Source organism: Granulicella cerasi (assembly GCF_025685575.1).
Lineage (GTDB): Bacteria > Acidobacteriota > Terriglobia > Terriglobales > Acidobacteriaceae > Granulicella > Granulicella cerasi.
Map to the genome: position 1 here is coordinate 169,188 of NZ_JAGSYD010000005.1, position 16,669 is coordinate 185,856.

Annotated in this window: 18 protein-coding genes; 8 read left to right on the forward strand and 10 right to left on the reverse strand. The window is 57.3% G+C overall.

The window, feature by feature from the left end:
- Window positions 1–226: 226 nt before the first annotated feature.
- On the forward strand, window positions 227–1,162 hold the full coding sequence (locus OHL11_RS15855) for a shikimate dehydrogenase (RefSeq protein ID WP_263372514.1): 936 nt from the start codon (window positions 227–229) through the stop codon (window positions 1,160–1,162).
- Window positions 1,163–1,289: 127 nt separating this feature from the next.
- Here the strand turns inward: OHL11_RS15855 and OHL11_RS15860 are convergent, their stop codons facing one another.
- The 8 genes from OHL11_RS15860 to OHL11_RS15895 all read right to left on the reverse strand — a co-directional run bounded on the left by OHL11_RS15860 (window position 1,290) and on the right by OHL11_RS15895 (window position 6,164).
- A complete protein-coding gene (locus OHL11_RS15860; RefSeq protein ID WP_263372515.1) occupies window positions 1,290–1,619 on the reverse strand; it encodes a Rossmann-fold NAD(P)-binding domain-containing protein in 330 nt (109 codons plus the stop codon).
- Entirely contained in the window at window positions 1,616–2,077 is a 462-nt protein-coding gene (locus OHL11_RS15865) for a shikimate dehydrogenase family protein (RefSeq protein WP_263372516.1), read from the reverse strand. Before OHL11_RS15865 ends, OHL11_RS15860 begins: the two co-directional genes overlap by 4 nt.
- 67 nt (window positions 2,078–2,144) lie before the next feature.
- Complete coding sequence (locus tag OHL11_RS15870) at window positions 2,145–2,540, reverse strand: (R)-mandelonitrile lyase (RefSeq protein WP_263372517.1); 396 nt, start codon at window positions 2,538–2,540, stop codon at window positions 2,145–2,147.
- A gap of 28 nt (window positions 2,541–2,568) precedes the next feature.
- On the reverse strand, window positions 2,569–3,549 hold the full coding sequence (locus OHL11_RS15875) for an aldo/keto reductase (protein ID WP_263372518.1): 981 nt from the start codon (window positions 3,547–3,549) through the stop codon (window positions 2,569–2,571).
- A gap of 50 nt (window positions 3,550–3,599) precedes the next feature.
- The gene (locus OHL11_RS15880) at window positions 3,600–3,974 is read right to left on the reverse strand and encodes a DUF2255 family protein (protein ID WP_263372519.1); all 375 of its coding nucleotides are present in this window, start codon (window positions 3,972–3,974) and stop codon (window positions 3,600–3,602) included.
- Between the two features lie 20 nt (window positions 3,975–3,994).
- Window positions 3,995–4,486 carry a (R)-mandelonitrile lyase gene (locus OHL11_RS15885; RefSeq protein ID WP_263372520.1) on the reverse strand — a complete coding sequence of 164 codons (492 nt, stop codon included), beginning with the start codon at window positions 4,484–4,486 and terminating at the stop codon, window positions 3,995–3,997.
- A 26-nt stretch (window positions 4,487–4,512) separates the two neighbouring features.
- A complete protein-coding gene (locus OHL11_RS15890) occupies window positions 4,513–5,196 on the reverse strand; it encodes a carboxymuconolactone decarboxylase family protein (protein ID WP_263372521.1) in 684 nt (227 codons plus the stop codon).
- 200 nt (window positions 5,197–5,396) lie between these two features.
- Entirely contained in the window at window positions 5,397–6,164 is a 768-nt protein-coding gene (locus OHL11_RS15895; RefSeq protein ID WP_263372522.1) for an SDR family NAD(P)-dependent oxidoreductase, read from the reverse strand.
- Window positions 6,165–6,344: 180 nt separating this feature from the next.
- Here OHL11_RS15895 and OHL11_RS15900 point away from each other — a divergent pair, with 180 nt between their 5' ends.
- The 4 genes from OHL11_RS15900 (at window position 6,345) to OHL11_RS15915 (ending at window position 10,162) form a co-directional block, all read left to right on the forward strand.
- Window positions 6,345–7,298 carry an AraC family transcriptional regulator gene (locus tag OHL11_RS15900; RefSeq protein ID WP_263372523.1) on the forward strand — a complete coding sequence of 318 codons (954 nt, stop codon included), beginning with the start codon at window positions 6,345–6,347 and terminating at the stop codon, window positions 7,296–7,298.
- Window positions 7,299–7,365: 67 nt separating this feature from the next.
- Window positions 7,366–7,761, forward strand: a complete 396-nt coding sequence (locus tag OHL11_RS15905) for a putative quinol monooxygenase (RefSeq protein WP_263372524.1) — start codon at window positions 7,366–7,368, stop codon at window positions 7,759–7,761.
- A 146-nt stretch (window positions 7,762–7,907) separates the two neighbouring features.
- Window positions 7,908–8,696: an alpha/beta fold hydrolase gene (locus OHL11_RS15910; protein WP_263372525.1), complete on the forward strand. Its 789-nt coding sequence runs from the start codon at window positions 7,908–7,910 to the stop codon at window positions 8,694–8,696.
- Window positions 8,594–10,162, forward strand: a complete 1,569-nt coding sequence (locus tag OHL11_RS15915; RefSeq protein ID WP_263372526.1) for a PAS domain S-box protein — start codon at window positions 8,594–8,596, stop codon at window positions 10,160–10,162. The genes OHL11_RS15910 and OHL11_RS15915 overlap by 103 nt, the downstream gene beginning before the upstream one ends.
- 125 nt (window positions 10,163–10,287) lie before the next feature.
- Here OHL11_RS15915 and OHL11_RS15920 read toward each other — a convergent pair whose 3' ends face one another.
- Together OHL11_RS15920 and OHL11_RS15925 are read right to left on the reverse strand one after the other, a co-directional pair.
- On the reverse strand, window positions 10,288–11,733 hold the full coding sequence (locus OHL11_RS15920; RefSeq protein ID WP_263372527.1) for a porin: 1,446 nt from the start codon (window positions 11,731–11,733) through the stop codon (window positions 10,288–10,290).
- Between the two features lie 110 nt (window positions 11,734–11,843).
- Window positions 11,844–13,289, reverse strand: a complete 1,446-nt coding sequence (locus OHL11_RS15925; RefSeq protein ID WP_263372528.1) for a sensor histidine kinase — start codon at window positions 13,287–13,289, stop codon at window positions 11,844–11,846.
- 17 nt (window positions 13,290–13,306) lie between these two features.
- Between OHL11_RS15925 and OHL11_RS15930 the strand changes: the two genes are divergently transcribed.
- From OHL11_RS15930 to kdpA, 3 genes are all read left to right on the forward strand, one after another.
- Complete coding sequence (locus OHL11_RS15930; protein WP_263372529.1) at window positions 13,307–14,458, forward strand: histidine kinase; 1,152 nt, start codon at window positions 13,307–13,309, stop codon at window positions 14,456–14,458.
- Between the two features lie 72 nt (window positions 14,459–14,530).
- Window positions 14,531–14,884, forward strand: a complete 354-nt coding sequence (kdpF, locus tag OHL11_RS17405; RefSeq protein ID WP_390233830.1) for a K(+)-transporting ATPase subunit F — start codon at window positions 14,531–14,533, stop codon at window positions 14,882–14,884.
- A gap of 3 nt (window positions 14,885–14,887) precedes the next feature.
- Complete coding sequence (gene kdpA, locus OHL11_RS15935) at window positions 14,888–16,651, forward strand: potassium-transporting ATPase subunit KdpA (RefSeq protein ID WP_263372530.1); 1,764 nt, start codon at window positions 14,888–14,890, stop codon at window positions 16,649–16,651.
- The last annotated feature ends 18 nt before the right edge of the window (window positions 16,652–16,669 follow it).

Consider the following 16,669-nt stretch of genomic DNA (forward strand, 5'->3'; position numbering starts at 1 on the left):
CTTAGACCGATCGCGAGAGACGCCTTGTCTCACATTACGCGCCAACTGGGATGAGCGTGAGCTCTGTCCATTGGACGATCTCGTGGCGATTGCCTGCGCTTATCGCAAGCATCACCAGGCACGCATGTCTCGCATCACCACAATGTCATCTCAAAGATGAGATGGTTCCTCATGAGATCACTGGGGCAAAGACTCAGGAAGACGGATGGATCGTCGGCGTCTGTGAGTGGCCTACAACCGTCGCGCGCTGCAAGAGCGGCGTCGCCAAAGCAATGAACCGCGCAAGCTGAGGAGACTTGAACAAATGCAATCAAGCAAAGCAATGGCAGGACTGATCGGGTACGGGATTCAAGGCTCTTCGTCACCGCAGATCCACGAGGCCGAGGCCGCCGCTCAGGGGTTCGATCTTGTCTACCGCATCATCGATTTCGCGCAGCCCGAACGTGATCTGTCATTCCTGCCTGCTCTTCTTCAGTCTGCCGAATCGATCGGCTTCGCGGGTCTGAACGTAACGCATCCCTACAAAGAAGACGCCTACAAGCAGGTCGATACCTTGTCGAAGGAAGCGGAAGAAATTGGGTCCATCAATACGATCGTCTTCCGTGATGGAAAGCGTCAGGGGGACAACACGGACTGGTCCGGCTTCTCCGAGAATCTCCGGTCCACGCTGCCGGATGCTGACCTAAGCGCGGTTGCACTTGTCGGTACAGGAGGAGCAGGGCTCGCAGTTGCCTATGGCCTGCTGAAGCTTGGCACTCAGGATCTTCGACTCTTCGATACCGACCAGGTACGAGCCAGTAAGCTGCAGCAGCATCTGGCGAAGAACTTTCCTGACCGGAAGATCGCTGTGAGTCAATCACCGGCTGAGGCCCTCGATGGAGTGAACGGTGTGGTGAATGCCACGCCGGTAGGGATGGAGGGGCATGACGGTATGCCCGTGGAAAAGAAGCTTCTTCAGCCCACCATGTGGGTGGCAGATATTGTCTGGTTCCCGCTGGAAACGCAACTGCTCAAGACCGCTCGCGAACTGGGGTGCAAGGTGTGCGGCGGTGGAGGCATGGCTGTGCGTCAGGCGGCCTTGAGCTTCAAGCAGTTCTTCCAGACTGAGCCTGATGTGGATCGCATGCTGAAGCGCTTTGTGGATGCTACGAAGAAGGCCTAACGCGGTTTACACAGGAAGCAGAGCTTTCGTTCGAAGGAATAAGGTGTCAGGCCTTATTGTTGGGTCTGCGAGTCTTCGCTTCGGAGTAGAACCTTCGCTATCCATGAGTGATGAGGCCTGCGGAAAGTCATCGCTTGCCCAGTAAGAACTCAAGCATCAAGTCCAACCCCGCATCGACCATCCCTGAGCCGTCGGCTGGTTTGCAGCTGGCGGCTTGCGCGGCCTTCAAGAGTGGTGTCTGGCCATGTCCCGCGACCACATCGCCGACAAACATGGATGCGGTGAGCAGCTCACCTGAAACGGGCAATGGGTCATCCGGATGCATCCCCATCGGCGTTGTGTTGATGACGAGATCACATCCTGCAGGATCAGGCGGGCCAGAGGCGACTTGCCCGCGATGCCCCAGGAGCTGAGCTAATTTCTCGGCCTTCGCGGTATCGACATCATGAAGGATCAACTCTCGAATCCCTGCATCCAGCAACGCTGCCGCGATGGCGCTACCAGCGGCTCCTGCGCCAATCTGGAGAACTCGTGCGCCCTCGATCTTTGCCCCATCTTCTGAGCTTGGACGAACGCCAAGCCATCGAGCATGTCCCCATGCCATGAACCGTCTTCGTTGCGCCGAACAATGCTAACCACGCCCAACAATTTCGACGTCTCAGATGCGGTAGCGCAGTGTTGAAACATGGTGCCTTTGTGCGGCATCGTCACGAGCAAACCACGCACATTGGACACAGGAGCGATGCCGCGCAGCAGGTCGCTGAGTGCGTCCTCCGGCACGAGCATCGGCACGCAGGCACCGTTATGTTTGCGCTCCGCAAACTTCGCGGTAAGACGCTGCGGTGACTTCACAAAACTGATGGGATCACCAAGAATCGGGTACAACAGTGTTTCGCCACTCAGCAATTCGAACAAGCTGAAACCTCCTCCCCCTGAGCTACCGCAATCGACATCATTGCGGTAGCTCTTGATCGCAATTGCATCACTGCGCGTACTGTTCGTCCGTGACGGGTTCAAGCCAATCGACCGCCTTGCCATCGAGCACTTCGGTGATAGCGATGTGCGTCATGCCGACTTGAGTAGAGGCACCATGCCAATGCTTTTCACCAACCTCAAAGAAGACAACATCTCCCGGCCTGACTTCTTCGATAGGGCCGTCCTCGCGCTGAACAAATCCGAGTCCCTGCGTGATGATGATCGTCTGACCTGCAGGATGCGTATGCCAACGGGTACGCGCGCCGGGTTCGAAGGTGACGACGCCGCCGTTTGAATTCCGCCCGCCATCCGGCGGAAAGAGAGAGTCGACGCGAACGTTGCCGGTGAACCAGTCAGCGGGGCCGACCATAGAGGGTGTGGTGCCTACTCGTGTGATTTTCATGATGTCCTTTCAAACAGGTTCATTATCGTTACCAGGCGTACGCTTGGGGAGCTTCTCCGCCCGGACCGGGCCAGATCTCGTCGAGACGCTTGAGCGTATCCTCAGACAGTTTGACGTCCAGCGCGTGAAGCCCCTCGGTGAGCTGTTCTTTCGTTCGCGGTCCCATGATGGGCGCGGTCACCGCAGGATTATGCAGCAACCAGGCCATCGCGACATCCGAGGGCTTCTCTCCGAGTTCCTTACAGAGATTTTCGTACGCCTCCAACTGAGGGCGCAGCTTCTCAATCTCTTTGCTCTTCGACGAGCGACGCCCTTCCTTCGCCTTCTGCAAGGCGCCTCCGAGCAAACCGCCTCCAAGAGGGCTCCATGGGAATAGACCGAGCCCGTAGTGTTTGCAAGCGGGAATGACTTCCAGCTCAATCGTGCGAGCCGTCAGGTTGTAAAGGCTCTGCTCCGACGCCAGTCCCATGAAGTGCCGGGCCTTTGCTTCGCTCTGCGCTGTTGCGATGTCCCAACCCGCGAAGTTGCTGCTGCCCACATAGAGGACCTTGCCTTGCTGCACCAGCAACTCCATCGCCTGCCAGATCTCTTCCCACGGCGTGCGGCGGTCGATGTGGTGCATCTGGTAGAGGTCGATGTGATCTGTCTGCAAACGGCGAAGACTGTCTTCACAGGCTTTGCGTATGTGGTACGCAGAGAGCTTGCGGTCATTCGGCCCAAAGTCCATCGGCTGATACACCTTGGTGGCAAGAACGATATGCTCCCGTCGTCCACCCTGGGCGAGCCAGCGCCCGATGATCTCCTCGGACACGCCATACCCCTTCTCGATGTCAGGCTTCTGCGGACCACCGTAGACATCTGCGGTATCGAAATGAATGACGCCCTGCTTCAATGCCTCGTCCATGATCTCGAAGCTTGTCGGCTCATCTGTGACCATGCCGAAGTTCATGGTGCCGAGGCCGAGGCGGCTGACCTGTAAGCCTGTTCTTCCTAGATGTGCATACTGCATGGAACACTCCTTCGTTTCTGTAACGCGTGCGGCTATGGGGTTTGCGATTGCTAAGATTTCGGCAGGATGCGTACCGTGGCCGCACGCGCGCGGTCACCGATCATCGGGTTCAAGTACGGGCTGGACGCGTACTTCAGGCGATACGCAGCGTCGATTTGATCGTTGACCTCACCCTGTACCTGCTCGAATGTGACATCGTTCGTCTTGCCAGCCGCAGTGATCTGTCCGGCTTTCTGTTTCGATGCTGCTCGATACCAGCGTGACGATGTTCCGTTATAGGCGCGCACATACAAGTCGCCATCGACCACCACAGACCATATCCATGTCGGCGTGCCCGTTGTTGTGCCATCTTCGCGGAACGGAGCGATATGCAAGTCGTCTGTTGTAGCGATCTCGTGAAGCCGTTCTTTCGTCCATGTGCTCATCCTTCACCTCCCAGGGACTCTTACTTGCTGCCGTTGTATTGCTGGTCCGTCACAGGCTCAAGCCAATCCACGGCATCGCCGTCAAGGTTGTCCTGAATCGCGATGTGAGACATCGAGGCATCAGGAGCGGCACCATGCCAGTGCTTCACATGGGCTGGGATGATGACAACATCTCCCGCGTGAACAACCTGGATTGGACCGCCCTCCATTTGGACGCGGCCCGTACCAGCGGTGATGATGAGGACCTGGCCGAGTGGATGGGTGTGCCATGCACTTCGTGCTCCGGGAGCGAAGGTCACAATACCAGCGGAGACCCGCGAGGGTGCAGTCGCAGGAAACAACTGTTCAACCTTCGCGGAGCCGGTGAAGAACTTCGGTGAGCCATCGACCACGGGCCGCACACCGGCGTGGCTGATGGTGAGTCCCTTGGAAGCGTCAGCCGGCGAGGGAGTCTGAGCCAGTCCTGTCACGAGCATGAGAGGCGCCAGCATCGCTAGAAGAAGGTTTTTCATGGAGTCCTTTCTGTATCCGCGCAGGGTTATTTCTGACGCTTCTCGAAGACGTCCTTGACCACAGGCAGAGCTGAAAAGGCGCATGGCCAGCCTGCGTAGAACGCAATGTGTGTCAGCACTTCAGAGGCTTGTTCTTGCGTCAGACCGTTGTCCATCGCGCGACCGAGGTGATACGTAATCTGCGCCGTCTGCCCGTTCGCGATCAGAGCGCTGACAGTCACCAGGCTGCGATCACGCGGCGCAAGCGCAGGACGAAGCCACAAATCACGGAAGAGCAGATCCGTTGTGTTCTGCACAAGACCAGGCGAGGTCGCACCGAAGTTGTTTCCTACCTGCGTTGCGCGCTGGTTCTCTGCTTCTTCGTTGAGAGGCAGCAGCTTACCCTGAGCCGGTGGGAGCTGATCCACGCCAATGCCGCGCGCGTGGAAGATCTCCTTCGCGACCGCGACTGCCGACATCGCATTGGGCCATCCCGCATAGAAGGCGAGGTGCGTGATGATCTCGGAAAGTTCTGAAGGCTTTACGCCGTTGTCGAGCGTGAGTGCGAAGTGATGCGACATCTCTACGAGCTGGATGCGCGCAATCAAAGTCGCCACTGTGACGACGCTGCGATCACGCGGTGAAAGCTCGGGGCGCTTCCACAAGCCGTTCATCAGCGGACCCTCTGTGTAGTGAGCCAATGCCGGTGAGACTGCTTGAACATCACTCATCGTTAAAACGCCTGGAACCGCGCCGTGCTTCGTTTCTTTGGACATTTCATTCTCCAGAGCCCATACGGGATCGGGCTGCCATAGCGCCAGAAGGCTCGCTGCCAGCCCAGCCTTGAGGAGGGAGCGCCTTCCAGCATCGGTCGGCGCTCCATTGGATGCTTCAGCCATATCACCCTGTGTGATCTGACTCATACGCGTGCCTAGCGCATCACGTAGCCACCGTCGACGGAAATCGACTGGCCGGTAATGTAGCTGGCTGCATCACTGCACAGGAAGAGCACGGCGTTGGCGATCTCTTCGGGACGTCCTTCACGCTGCATCGGTACGAACATTTCGCGCATCATCTTGAGCGCTTCGCCCTGTCCACCGGCTTCCATCTGATCGGCCATCGCCGTGCGAATGAGGCCGGGGCAAACATCATTCACGCGGATGCCACGGGTTGCATACTCAAGAGCTGCGCTCTTGGTAAAGCCGATGACGCCGTGCTTTGCTGCGTGATACGTTCCACGCTGATTGCCGCCAACCAGACCTCCCAGCGACGAACAATTCACGATTGCACCGCTGCCCTGCTCACGCATCACCTGCAGCTCGAACTTCATGCAGCTCCAGACGCCACGAAGATTCACGCTCATGACGCGGTCGTAATCGTCGCGCGGCGAGTCGGCGGTCTCAGCAAGAACGTTCTGGATGCCCGCATTGTTATAGGCCGCGTCCAGGCGTCCGAATGTTTTTACGGTCTGCTTGACCATCGCTTCGACTTCGTCGTCCTTCGAGACGTCGCAGCGGATCGCCAGAGTCTTGAAGCCCTTGTCAGCCAATTCTTTGGCCGCTGCCTGAACAGCCTTCTCGTCTACATCCGCAAGAACAACGGCTGCGCCCGATTCTGCAAAAGCCTTCGCCGTCGCGAAACCCAGTCCAGATGCCGCGCCTGTGACGAGCGCCACCTTGCCTTCAAATGAAATGTTCATGTCTCTCCCCCTCGTATCTGTTTCTCTATGCCGACGCGTTCAAGCCGACGTCACTGTCAAGATCAAGCCTAGAGAGAGGGGAGATCCATTACTTACCCAATCCTGCCGATTGTTTGCACAATCCTGCTCTGTCCTGAAATTTATGGCAAAACGTACTACGCTTGATTTGGGAGTCCTGAGATGCCTGACAAGAAGAAAAACGTTGCCCCTGGCAGCCCAGCCGTACAGGAAGCGAGGCGATCCCTTGCCCGTCGCATTGCTTCGATGACAGGAGGCGCAGGCGAACATGTGACTGCGGTTCCAGGCGTTGTTCTATACAACCGTGACGAGCCGACGCCGTGCTATCGAGCTTCGTATGAGCCCAGCCTGAGCATCTTTGTACAAGGGCGAAAGCACGTCATTCTGGGCGAAGTTGAGTACGTTTGCGATCCCTCGTCGTTTCTTCTTTCCTCAATCGACGTGCCCGCTCAGAGCCAAATTGTGGAGGCATCAGAAAAGACTCCGCTGCTGGTGATGTTCCTGCGCTTCGATATGCCGATGGTCAGAGAAATCCTGGCGCGAGAGGACCTGCCTGAAGCTGAAGTCGATTCTCACCGGCAAGGCCTGGCTGTTGGCGAGACGACGCTCGGCCTCCTCAGTGCGTGCCAACGTTTGCTCGATCTCGTGGATACGCCCGAGGACATCCCGTTTCTCAGCCCTCTGATCCAGCGCGAAATCATCTACCGTTTGCTCAAGACGCCGCAGGCCGGCCGCCTCCGCGCGATTGCGACAAGTGGGGACCTCGTGCAGCGAACGGCACGAGCCATCTCCTGGTTGCGCGCAAACTTTACAAAGCCGCTCAGCGTGGAGGAGCTTGCCGTTACAGCGCGCATGGGCGTCTCCACACTGCATCATCAGTTCCGTGCTCTGACGTCCATGAGCCCCTTGCAGTACCAGAAGATGCTCCGGCTGCAAACGGCACGGGAACGCATGTTGATGGACGGTCTTGATGCGACAACCGCCGCTTATGAGGTGGGATACGAGAGCATCAGCCAGTTCAGCCGTGAATACAGCCGCTGCTTTGGTCTCCCACCAATCCGGGACATCCGTGCGCTCAAGTCAAGCGGCCTTATGACTGAGGCGCGGCTCGGATGATCTCTCTGCAGGTACCGAATCAACACGAAGCAATGGCCTCAGACGATTTCACGCCGCAGGAGGAACCATGTTGCTGAAGCGAACCATCTACCGCATCCTTCCGTTGGCAGCGTTCGCTGCTTCCATCCTTGTAACGCCGGGGTATGCACAAGTGACTGACCAACGCATCGTGAGAATCGCAGAGCTGGAAATCGATCCGAGTCAACTAGCGGCCTATAAGGCAGCGCTCCAAGAAGAGATCGAAGCGTCGATCCGGCTGGAGCCCGGCGTGTCGGCTCTCTATGCGGTATCGGTGAAGGATCAACCCAACCAGGTTCGGCTCTTCGAGAGTTACAGCAGCCAGTCTGCGTATGAATCGCACCTGCGGACGGCCCACTTTCTGAAGTACAAGGCCTCTACACAGACCATGGTGAAGTCGCTTACCTTGATTGAGACGGATCCGATTCTTCTTGGCTCAAAGTGAAGCCGCTATCTTTGCCAGGATGTGCCAAGATCGAGGTTGCAAAACGATTTTCGTTCGAATCACAGCTGACGGTGCCGTTCTTGCATCAGATGGCTTGACGCACGTCAGCGCAAAGGCCCTTTCGGTAAACGCTGTGAAAGGTCCCATTGACATCTGTTCAACGTAACAACGTGAAGATCAGCGGCAAAGGTTCACAAGTCATCATGTTTGCCCATGGCTATGGCTGCGACCAGGCGATGTGGCGCGCCGTTGCTCCCTCGTTCGAAGACGACTATAAGGTCATCCTGTTCGACTACGTTGGTTCCGGTCACTCAGATCCCACGGCTTTCAGTCGCACGCAGTACAGCACCCTTCGAGGGTACGCTGCTGACGTGATCGGGATCATCGAAGAACTCAAGCTCGAAAAAGTGAACTTCATAGCCCATTCGGTGAGTTCCATGATCGGTGCGCTTGCAGCCATTCAGCGTCCAGAGCTTTTCGAGAACCTGGTCATGATCGGTCCCTCCCCGAGTTATATCAACGATGGTGAGTACCTGGGCGGATTCGAGCGGTCTGACATCGAGGACCTGCTTGAAATGCTGGACAACAATCACTCCGGCTGGTCGGCAATGATGGCTCCGATCATCATGGGAAATCCCGAACGGCCGGAATTGGCCTCCGAACTGGAAGCAAGTTTCTGCAACACAGACCCGATTCATGCTCAGCACTTCGCGCGTGTGACCTTCCTGTCGGATAATCGAGCGGATTTGTTGAACCTGCGCTCGCGGACGCTGATTCTGCAATGCGATAAAGATGCCATTGCTCCTGTCAGCGTGGGACAATATGTGCAGCGATGCATACCGAGAAGCCAGCTGATTGTGATGGAGGCGACAGGCCACTGTCCGCATCTGAGCTCCCCCGGCGTCGTGACCCAAGCGATCCGGAACTTCCTTTGATCGGGTTGTCACCACAGAAAATCTCGTCTTCGTTTGAAGACCTCTTCGAAAATGCCCCGTGTGGCTATGTCGTAATGAACCTGGATGGGCAGATCGTCCAGGCGAATGCTGCGTTCCTGGACCTTTCGAAGCTTGATCGCAGCAGCGTCATCGGTGCCAGTTTTCGCAACCTTCTGGGATCTGCGGGCGCAATCTTCTTTGATACGCAGCTGCTTCCCGCTCTGCTATTGAATGGTCGCCGCAAGGAGATCGCGCTTGATTTGCGGACTTCGAAGGGCCGCGTCCCCGTCCTCGTGAATTTCTCTGTCCAATACATGGAGGGCGAGGCGGTCAGCATCCGCGCTGTTTTATTGGATGCCGCTGAGAGGCGACGATTTGAGCGAGACCTGCTGCGCGCTCGCAACGAAGCCGAACAGTTATCCGAAGTCATTCTTCACTCCTCGGACGCTGTCATCACCTCTCACGTGGATGGAACGATTCGGAATTGGAGCAATGGGGCGGCGAAGATGTTTGGGTTCGGCTCTGCCGACGCCGTGGGACGATCTTTCACGGAATTGGTGCTGTCAGCTGACGCTAGAGGTCTGCTGGCACTACCGATTCTAGAGCTGGCAAATGGCCGTGAATTCAGCGGTGAGGTCGTCGCACACCGTGCGGACGGCACCAGCTTTGACGCTTCGATTATGTTGTCGCCGCATATGGAGGCCCCCGGAACATTTCTCGCGTTCTCCGCGGTCTTGCGGGACATTTCACTGCAAAAGCGTGCCGAGAAGGCTTTGCTGCAGAATGAAAAACTGGCGTCGGTCGGCAGGTTGGCCAGTTCGATCGCGCACGAGATCAACAACCCTCTTGAGTCAGTGATCAACCTGCTCTACATCCTTGATTTCAAGGTATCCACGCCGGAACTGAAGGCACTGGTGAACACGGCGCAGGAAGAGCTTGCCAGGGTATCGCAGATCACCACTCACACCCTGCAGTTCCACCGTCAAAGCAGCAACAGGACAGACCTGAACGTAACGGCGCTGTTTGAGTCCGTCATTGCTCTTTATCGCGCGAGGCTCCGGAATTCAAACATTGAACCGCGTATGGGCCACCGGACCGCTGAAACGCTTCATTGCCACGAGGGCGAGCTACGGCAGATTGTTCTCAACCTTGTTGGAAACGCCGCGGACGCGATGAAGAACGGGGGCGTCTTGCACCTTCGATGCAGGGATTCAAGAAACTGGCGCAACGGAGAGTATGGCGTCCGCATCCTCATTGCAGACACCGGCACGGGAATGGACAAAGCGACCCTGTCGAAAATTTTCGAGCCATTCTTCTCAACAAAGGGGATCGGCGGAACCGGCCTTGGCCTATGGATCACGCACGATCTGGTCGAGAAAAACAAAGGGCTCATGACCGTCCGGAGTTCGCACCATCCGAACCACTCTGGAACGGTCTTCAATCTCTTTTTCCCTCATCCCCGCTAACCGCTGATGGAGCGCGCTTGGGTTCGTGAAGATGAGATGAGCCCCCAAAGCCGGCTTGTCGCAGACTCACCGCTGAGTTAGCGATGCCCCCGGACAAAAAGCCGCGAGCATCGCTCCTCCGGCAATTAGAACTTGTAGATCAGGTCTGCCCCTGCGAAAAACTGATTTCTCGCCGTCCCGTTGTTGTACCCGTTTCGATCCCACGAGTGATCGAAACGGATCTCAGGACGTAGCATCACCGTGCTTCCGAAGTACTTCGTCGCATACAAAGTGTTCTCTGTGTATTTGCCGGCGATTCCTGTCCTCTGCCCCTTCTTGTCGTTCAGGATGTCTGATCTGAAGCCGACCATGAGCTTCGTGTTGACCTCTCGATTGATGTAATTCACGATCGCCCACTCCGGCGCCGTGCAACGAACCTGTCCCGCATGGCAGGCTGCACCGTTTGCTCCAATTTCAATAGGCGCGGGGCTGTCGACGTTCCCAGCAACGTTCGGCACGTCACGCTCGTACATGAACCATGCTTCCGACGCAGAGTGCCACTTCGCGTTGAACCGGTGATACCAGGTCGCATCGAAGTCTTGCAGATTGTTGTAAGCGTACTTGCCATCGTTGATGCCATTGGCGCAAACGTAGAAGTTGTCATGATTGCTCGCCGTGGAGTAGTTCAAGCACGCGATGCCGGACGCCTTACGATCAACGCTCCACGGAGCCACATCGTGACCAGCGGACAAGCCCAGTTGCACGATCCATTGCTTGGAGAGCTTCAAGGTGCCGATGATGCCGGTATCGGTAAACGGATCGATCGTGTAGAGCAGCGAGTGCGACATGTTGTAGTTGTTCGGCGCAAGCTGCGCTTCGATCCCCGGCACCGAGAGAAAGCGACCGATGCGAATATTCAGCCCCTGCTTGAACGGAAAATACAGATCGGCGTACTCCAGCACAGGGTCGAATCCGTAGCGACGATTGAAGAGCAAGAGCTGCTGGCTGAAGTAGTCCTTCGCGGTCGTGAAGCGATAGTCATTGCCGTACAAGCCCGTGAGGTGGAAACCCCAGTCGAAGTGTCGATTCTGCACCGTATCTGGCAAGCGCTCGACATAGACGACCGCCTGGTTCAAGACCACGCTGTTCGGGAAGAGGTCATAGGAGACCGGGAAGTTGCTCTTCGACGAAGTGCTGTAGTTGAAGCTGGGTGCCACCCATCCGTAGACCTTGGTGCGTGAGTTCTGCAGCTTCAATGCCGTCATCAGCGGATAGCTATTGGCATCTGGCAAACCGATCGCAGGGGATCCACCATAGCCCCAGTCCGTACTTGGAAAAGGTGCGCTATCGAGAGGAGCGTCGAGCGCGCGACGCTCTGGGACTGGCGAAGCGGGGAGCGTTCCGCTCCAGTCCGCTTTGTAAAAATGCGCAAAGCGCTGGAAGAAATTCCCCTGTGTCAATTCAGTCGAAGCCACGGGAACGGGGATCGTATTCTCGGATGATTGCGCGACACTGACGACTGCATGCCATGCGATAAACGTTACAAAAGTCAGGCGGCCCACAAGCCCAACCCGACGCGTGTTGCGGTTCATAGTTCTCCATTCTGAACACGGTCAGCGGTGCACCGTGCGCATCACGAAGAAGCTATGCCCTTGGGCCTAAGAAAGCTGTAAAGAAGACCTAAAAGAGTCGTAAAAGACGTCTAATTTCCCGTCAGCGGGAGCGTGAAGGTGAACACCGATCCTTGTCCCAGTTGGCTCGTGACCGCGATGCTGCCGTGGTGGGAATCGATGATCGCGCGACAGATCGAAAGCCCCATTCCTGTTCCGGACGTGCCCGACGCTTGTACCTTCGAGCGATACAGTCGATCGAAGATCAGCGCTTGCTCAGAGGGATCAATACCAACGCCTCTATCGGCGATGCTGGTCGCAAGCATTCCCTCTCGGACCTCGGTACTCACGAAGATCGGCGAACCCGCAGACGAATACTTGGCGGCATTCTCGAGCAGGTTGCAGATTACTTTGCCCAGAAGTTCACGATCACCGGCCACTCGTGGTTCGTCTGGAACATGGATCTCCAGCGGATGCGTTGCGGCAACCCACGAGCAAGACTCCAGCGCTTCTTCCACCAGCATCTGCATGGAGAGAGGTTCGATTTGCATCTGCACTTCGCGGGCCTCGAGTTGCGCCATCTCAACAGCTTGACCAACGAGACGATCCAGTCGATTAGCCTCTTCTTCGACGATGCTCGCCAACTCCTTTCGCGCAGAAGCTTGCGGTTCGGGGTCCGACAGCAGAGACTGCGCAGCTCCCTTGATCGAGGTCAGGGGTGTACGCAGTTCATGCGTGATCGAATCCAGGATCAACGTGCGCAGTCGTTCGCTCTCCTTGTTAGCTTCGGCTTTCGCCGCCTCCTCAATCGCCTGTGCGCGGTCCAGCGTAATCGAGACGAGTCCACCGACAGCTTCAAGCCCATCCATCGTCAAGCTCGCGCCTCGAATGGCGAGCAACCCGCGCGGGCGCACTCCTGTTCGCAGAGGAACGATGACTTCGTTGCCAAGCGATGATTGCGCTACCGAGAGCGTGAGAGCCATCTGCCGAAGGCGCGGCACTTCAGCGCCTGTGACTGGGTGGATCCCCGCCTGGTAAAGCTTGTCTCCGTTCAGCAGATAGAGCACCACCGACTCCGCGAAAGCCGATGTGTTGATGAGACTCGGCGCCGCCTGCACCGCGCTTGCTACCGTCTCCACCTGGAGCAACTCGCGGCTCAACAGGTACAGAACTTCGAGTTCACGCTGCCGCGTCAGGGCTTTCTCCGCTTCGGCTCTTCCCCACTGCGACAGCCGACTGCCGATGATGCTCGTCGCCAGAAAGGTAAAGAGCGCAAGCCAATTCTGCGGGTCCACAATGGTGAACGTGCCCACCGGCGGCAGGAAGTAGAAGTTGTACGCAGCGGTTGCGGCAACGGAGACTGCGACCGCATAACGTAGTTCCCACTGCGCTGCAAGCACCAACACGAAGAGAACAAGTGTCAGAGCAACGGTCGTGGGGTTCACATGTACCCATTGACGATATGCGATTACAATTCCGGCGAGAGCGCCGAAGGCCACCACCCAACGCGTGACAGCAATGAAACGTCGTGAGTTCATGGGAGGTAGTCTACGGTATGAAGCGATCCAGCGAGCAAACGCAAAAGACACCGGAGGAATGGCTTCGCAGTGTGGAAGAGCACACGACCGACGCCAAACGCGGTCGCTTTAAGATCTTCCTCGGCTATGCGCCGGGCGTCGGCAAGACCTTCAGCATGTTGAGCGAAGGCATACGTCGCGCATCGCGTGGAGAAGATGTCGTCATCGGAATCGTAGAGACGCACGGCCGCAGTGGCACCGCTGAACTCGTGGGTCAACTGGAATCCGTGCCTCGGCGTCAAGTGGAGTACAAGGGCACCATCTTCACTGAGCTTGATGTGGATGCGGTCTTAACGCGCGCGCCCAGTGTGGCGCTCATTGATGAACTGGCCCACACGAACGTCGAAGGCAGCCGCAAGGCCAAGCGGTATGAGGATGTGCTCGAACTGCTTGACCACGGCATCAACGTTGTCAGCACGATCAACGTGCAGCACGTTGAAAGCCTCAATCCGCGCGTGCAGGCGCTGACGGGCATTGCGGTGCGAGAACAAGTGCCTGACTGGGTGCTCGATCGCGCCGATGAGATCGTGCTGAGCGACCTCACGCCGGAGGCGCTCGTTACGCGGATGCGAAGAGGCGACATCTATCCAGCCGAACGTATCGAGCGTTCGCTGGCGAACTTCTTCCGGCGCGGCAACCTGATCGCTCTCCGTGAGATGGCGTTGCAACGCGTGACCCGCGCCGTCGACCGCACGCTGGATGAGTATGTGAAGCGCAAGAACCTCGGATCGCACTGGTCGATCTCAGAAAAGGTCGCAGTATGCATCAGCGCCAATGCCCAGGCGCGCGACCTGATTGCGCGCGGTGCACGACTGGCAGAGGCCCTTAACGCCGAGCTGTACGTGCTGCACGTTGAGAACTCGCAAGCACTGACCGAGGAGCGAAAGCACGCGCTCGATGTCGCCCTGAAACTTGCTGAGAACCTCGGCGCTCAAGTGAAGATCCTGCGTGGCAAAAACACCGCGCTCGTCACCGCCGAGTACGTGCGCGAGCAGCGCATCACGCAAGCCATCGTCGGACGATCCGCAACGCACGGACTGCGATCCTACCTGTACTACCTCGCCCTTCAACGCTTCATGGCGGAGGCTCCGCACGTCGATCTGCACATCGTGACGCAAGAGGAGAAGTAGCGTCAACGGCATCTCGCGCAGCGTTCCCTCGCTAAACTTACAACTTCTTTACAAATCCTCTACGGACTTTTTATGGCCTGCAACGCTTCAATAGGCGCTGAGGCAAATCTGTGCTGTTCTCTGAAGTTTCATCCCGATTCGACGCATCACGCCGTAAGCCTCCTGCCGCTTTCACGCTATCGCTGCCGCCTTGCAGCGGCCACCTCTGCCAACCTACAGCCCGTCCGGAAGGAGTCCTTGCGTCATGATGGACCTGATCTGTGCTGTCTCCACCGTCTTGCTTTTCGCCGTTGCATTTGCCTACCTCCATGGCTGCGACACGTTGAAAGGAACTCGACAGTGATCCTCAACGCCACTCTTCTACTCCTGTCAGCGTTGCTGCTGATCTACCTTGTTTACGCTCTGCTTCGCCCGGAGAAGTTCTAGACCATGACACTCAATGGTTGGCTGCAAATTATCTTCTTCATCGTGGTCGTGCTCCTGGCAGCGAAGCCGATGGGAAGCTACATGACGGCGGTCTTCGAACGACGCCGCACACACCTTGATCCAGTGTTGGGCCCTTGCGAACGACTGCTCTATCGTCTCACCGGCGTCGACCCTGAGGAGGAGATGCGGTGGACGCAATACACGGTCGCGATGCTGCTCTTCAGCGCAGCGACGCTCGCCCTCACTTATATCGTTGAACGCATCCAGCAGTGGTTGCCACTGAACCCGCAACACCTGGCTAACGTCGAGTCAGCACTGGCACTCAACACCGCGATCTCGTTCACGACGAATACGAACTGGCAGAGTTACACGCCCGAGAGCACTATGAGCTATCTCACCCAGATGCTCGGGCTGGCTACACATAACTTCTGGTCCGCAGCCGTAGGGCTTGCCCTAGCGATAGCCTTCGTTCGTGGCATTGCGAGACGCGAAACAAAAACGCTCGGAAACTTCTGGGTTGATCTGACACGTGGCATCCTCTGGGTGCTCGCGCCGATCTCGATTGTGCTGGCGCTTGCACTTGTTTCCCAGGGTGTTGTGCAGAACTTCCGCCCGTACGACAGGGCCAAGCTCGTCGAAACACAGAAAGCCACCGCAGCCGACGGCAAGATCACTGCCATCACCACACAGACGATCGCTCAGGGCCCTGTCGCTTCGCAGGAAGCGATCAAGATGCTGGGAACCAACGGTGGTGGCTTCTTCAATGCAAACAGTGCGCATCCGTTTGAGAACCCCACGCCCCTGAGCAACTTCTTGCAGATGCTGGCGATCTTCCTTCTTCCAGCAGGGCTCTGCATTACGCTTGGGCAAATGGTTGGCTCACCGAAACATGGGTGGGCGGTTCTCGCCGCGATGGTAGTGCTGTGGTTTGCAGGCACGTTCACTTGCTACTGGGCCGAGTCACATGCGACTCCCGCATTGCGCGGTACAGATGCGCGCGCTTCTCTGACTCAGAGCGGCGGCAACATGGAAGGTAAAGAAGTAAGGTTTGGCATTGCAAACTCTGCTCTCTTTGCAACTGTGACGACCGATGCAAGCTGCGGTGCCGTGAACAGCATGCACGACAGTTTCACGCCGCTCGGCGGCATGGTGCCCATGGTGAACATCCTGCTCGGTGAAGTCGTTTTCGGTGGAGTCGGCGCGGGGCTCTACGGCATGCTCGTCTTCGTCGTCATGGCTGTCTTCATCGCTGGGCTGATGGTGGGACGCACTCCAGAGTATCTCGGCAAGAAGGTTGAAGCTTTCGATGTGCAGATGGCGATGCTCTACCTACTGATCTTTCCAATGTTGATTCTCGGCTTCAGCGCGATCACCGTGCTGATGCCGAACCTCGGGCTTTCGAGCCTTGCAAATCACGGCCCTCACGGTCTTAGCGAGATCATGTACGCATACACCTCTGCGACCGGCAACAACGGCTCCGCATTCGCAGGCCTGAACGCGAATACTCACTGGTTCAACTACTCGCTCGGCATCGCGATGTTCTTTGGTCGCTTCATGATGATCGTGCCGATGATGGCGATCGCTGGCAGTCTGGCGGCGAAGAAGAGTGTGCCGGCGTCCGCCGGGACCTTCCCTGTTACCACATCGCTCTTCACGATGCTGCTCATCGGCGTCATCCTCATCGTTGGTGCGCTCACGTTCTTCCCTGCACTCTCGCTCGGCCCTGTGCTGGAGCACTTGCTGATGCGCGCAGGCCAAAGCTTCTAACTGCGCTACTCGGAGATA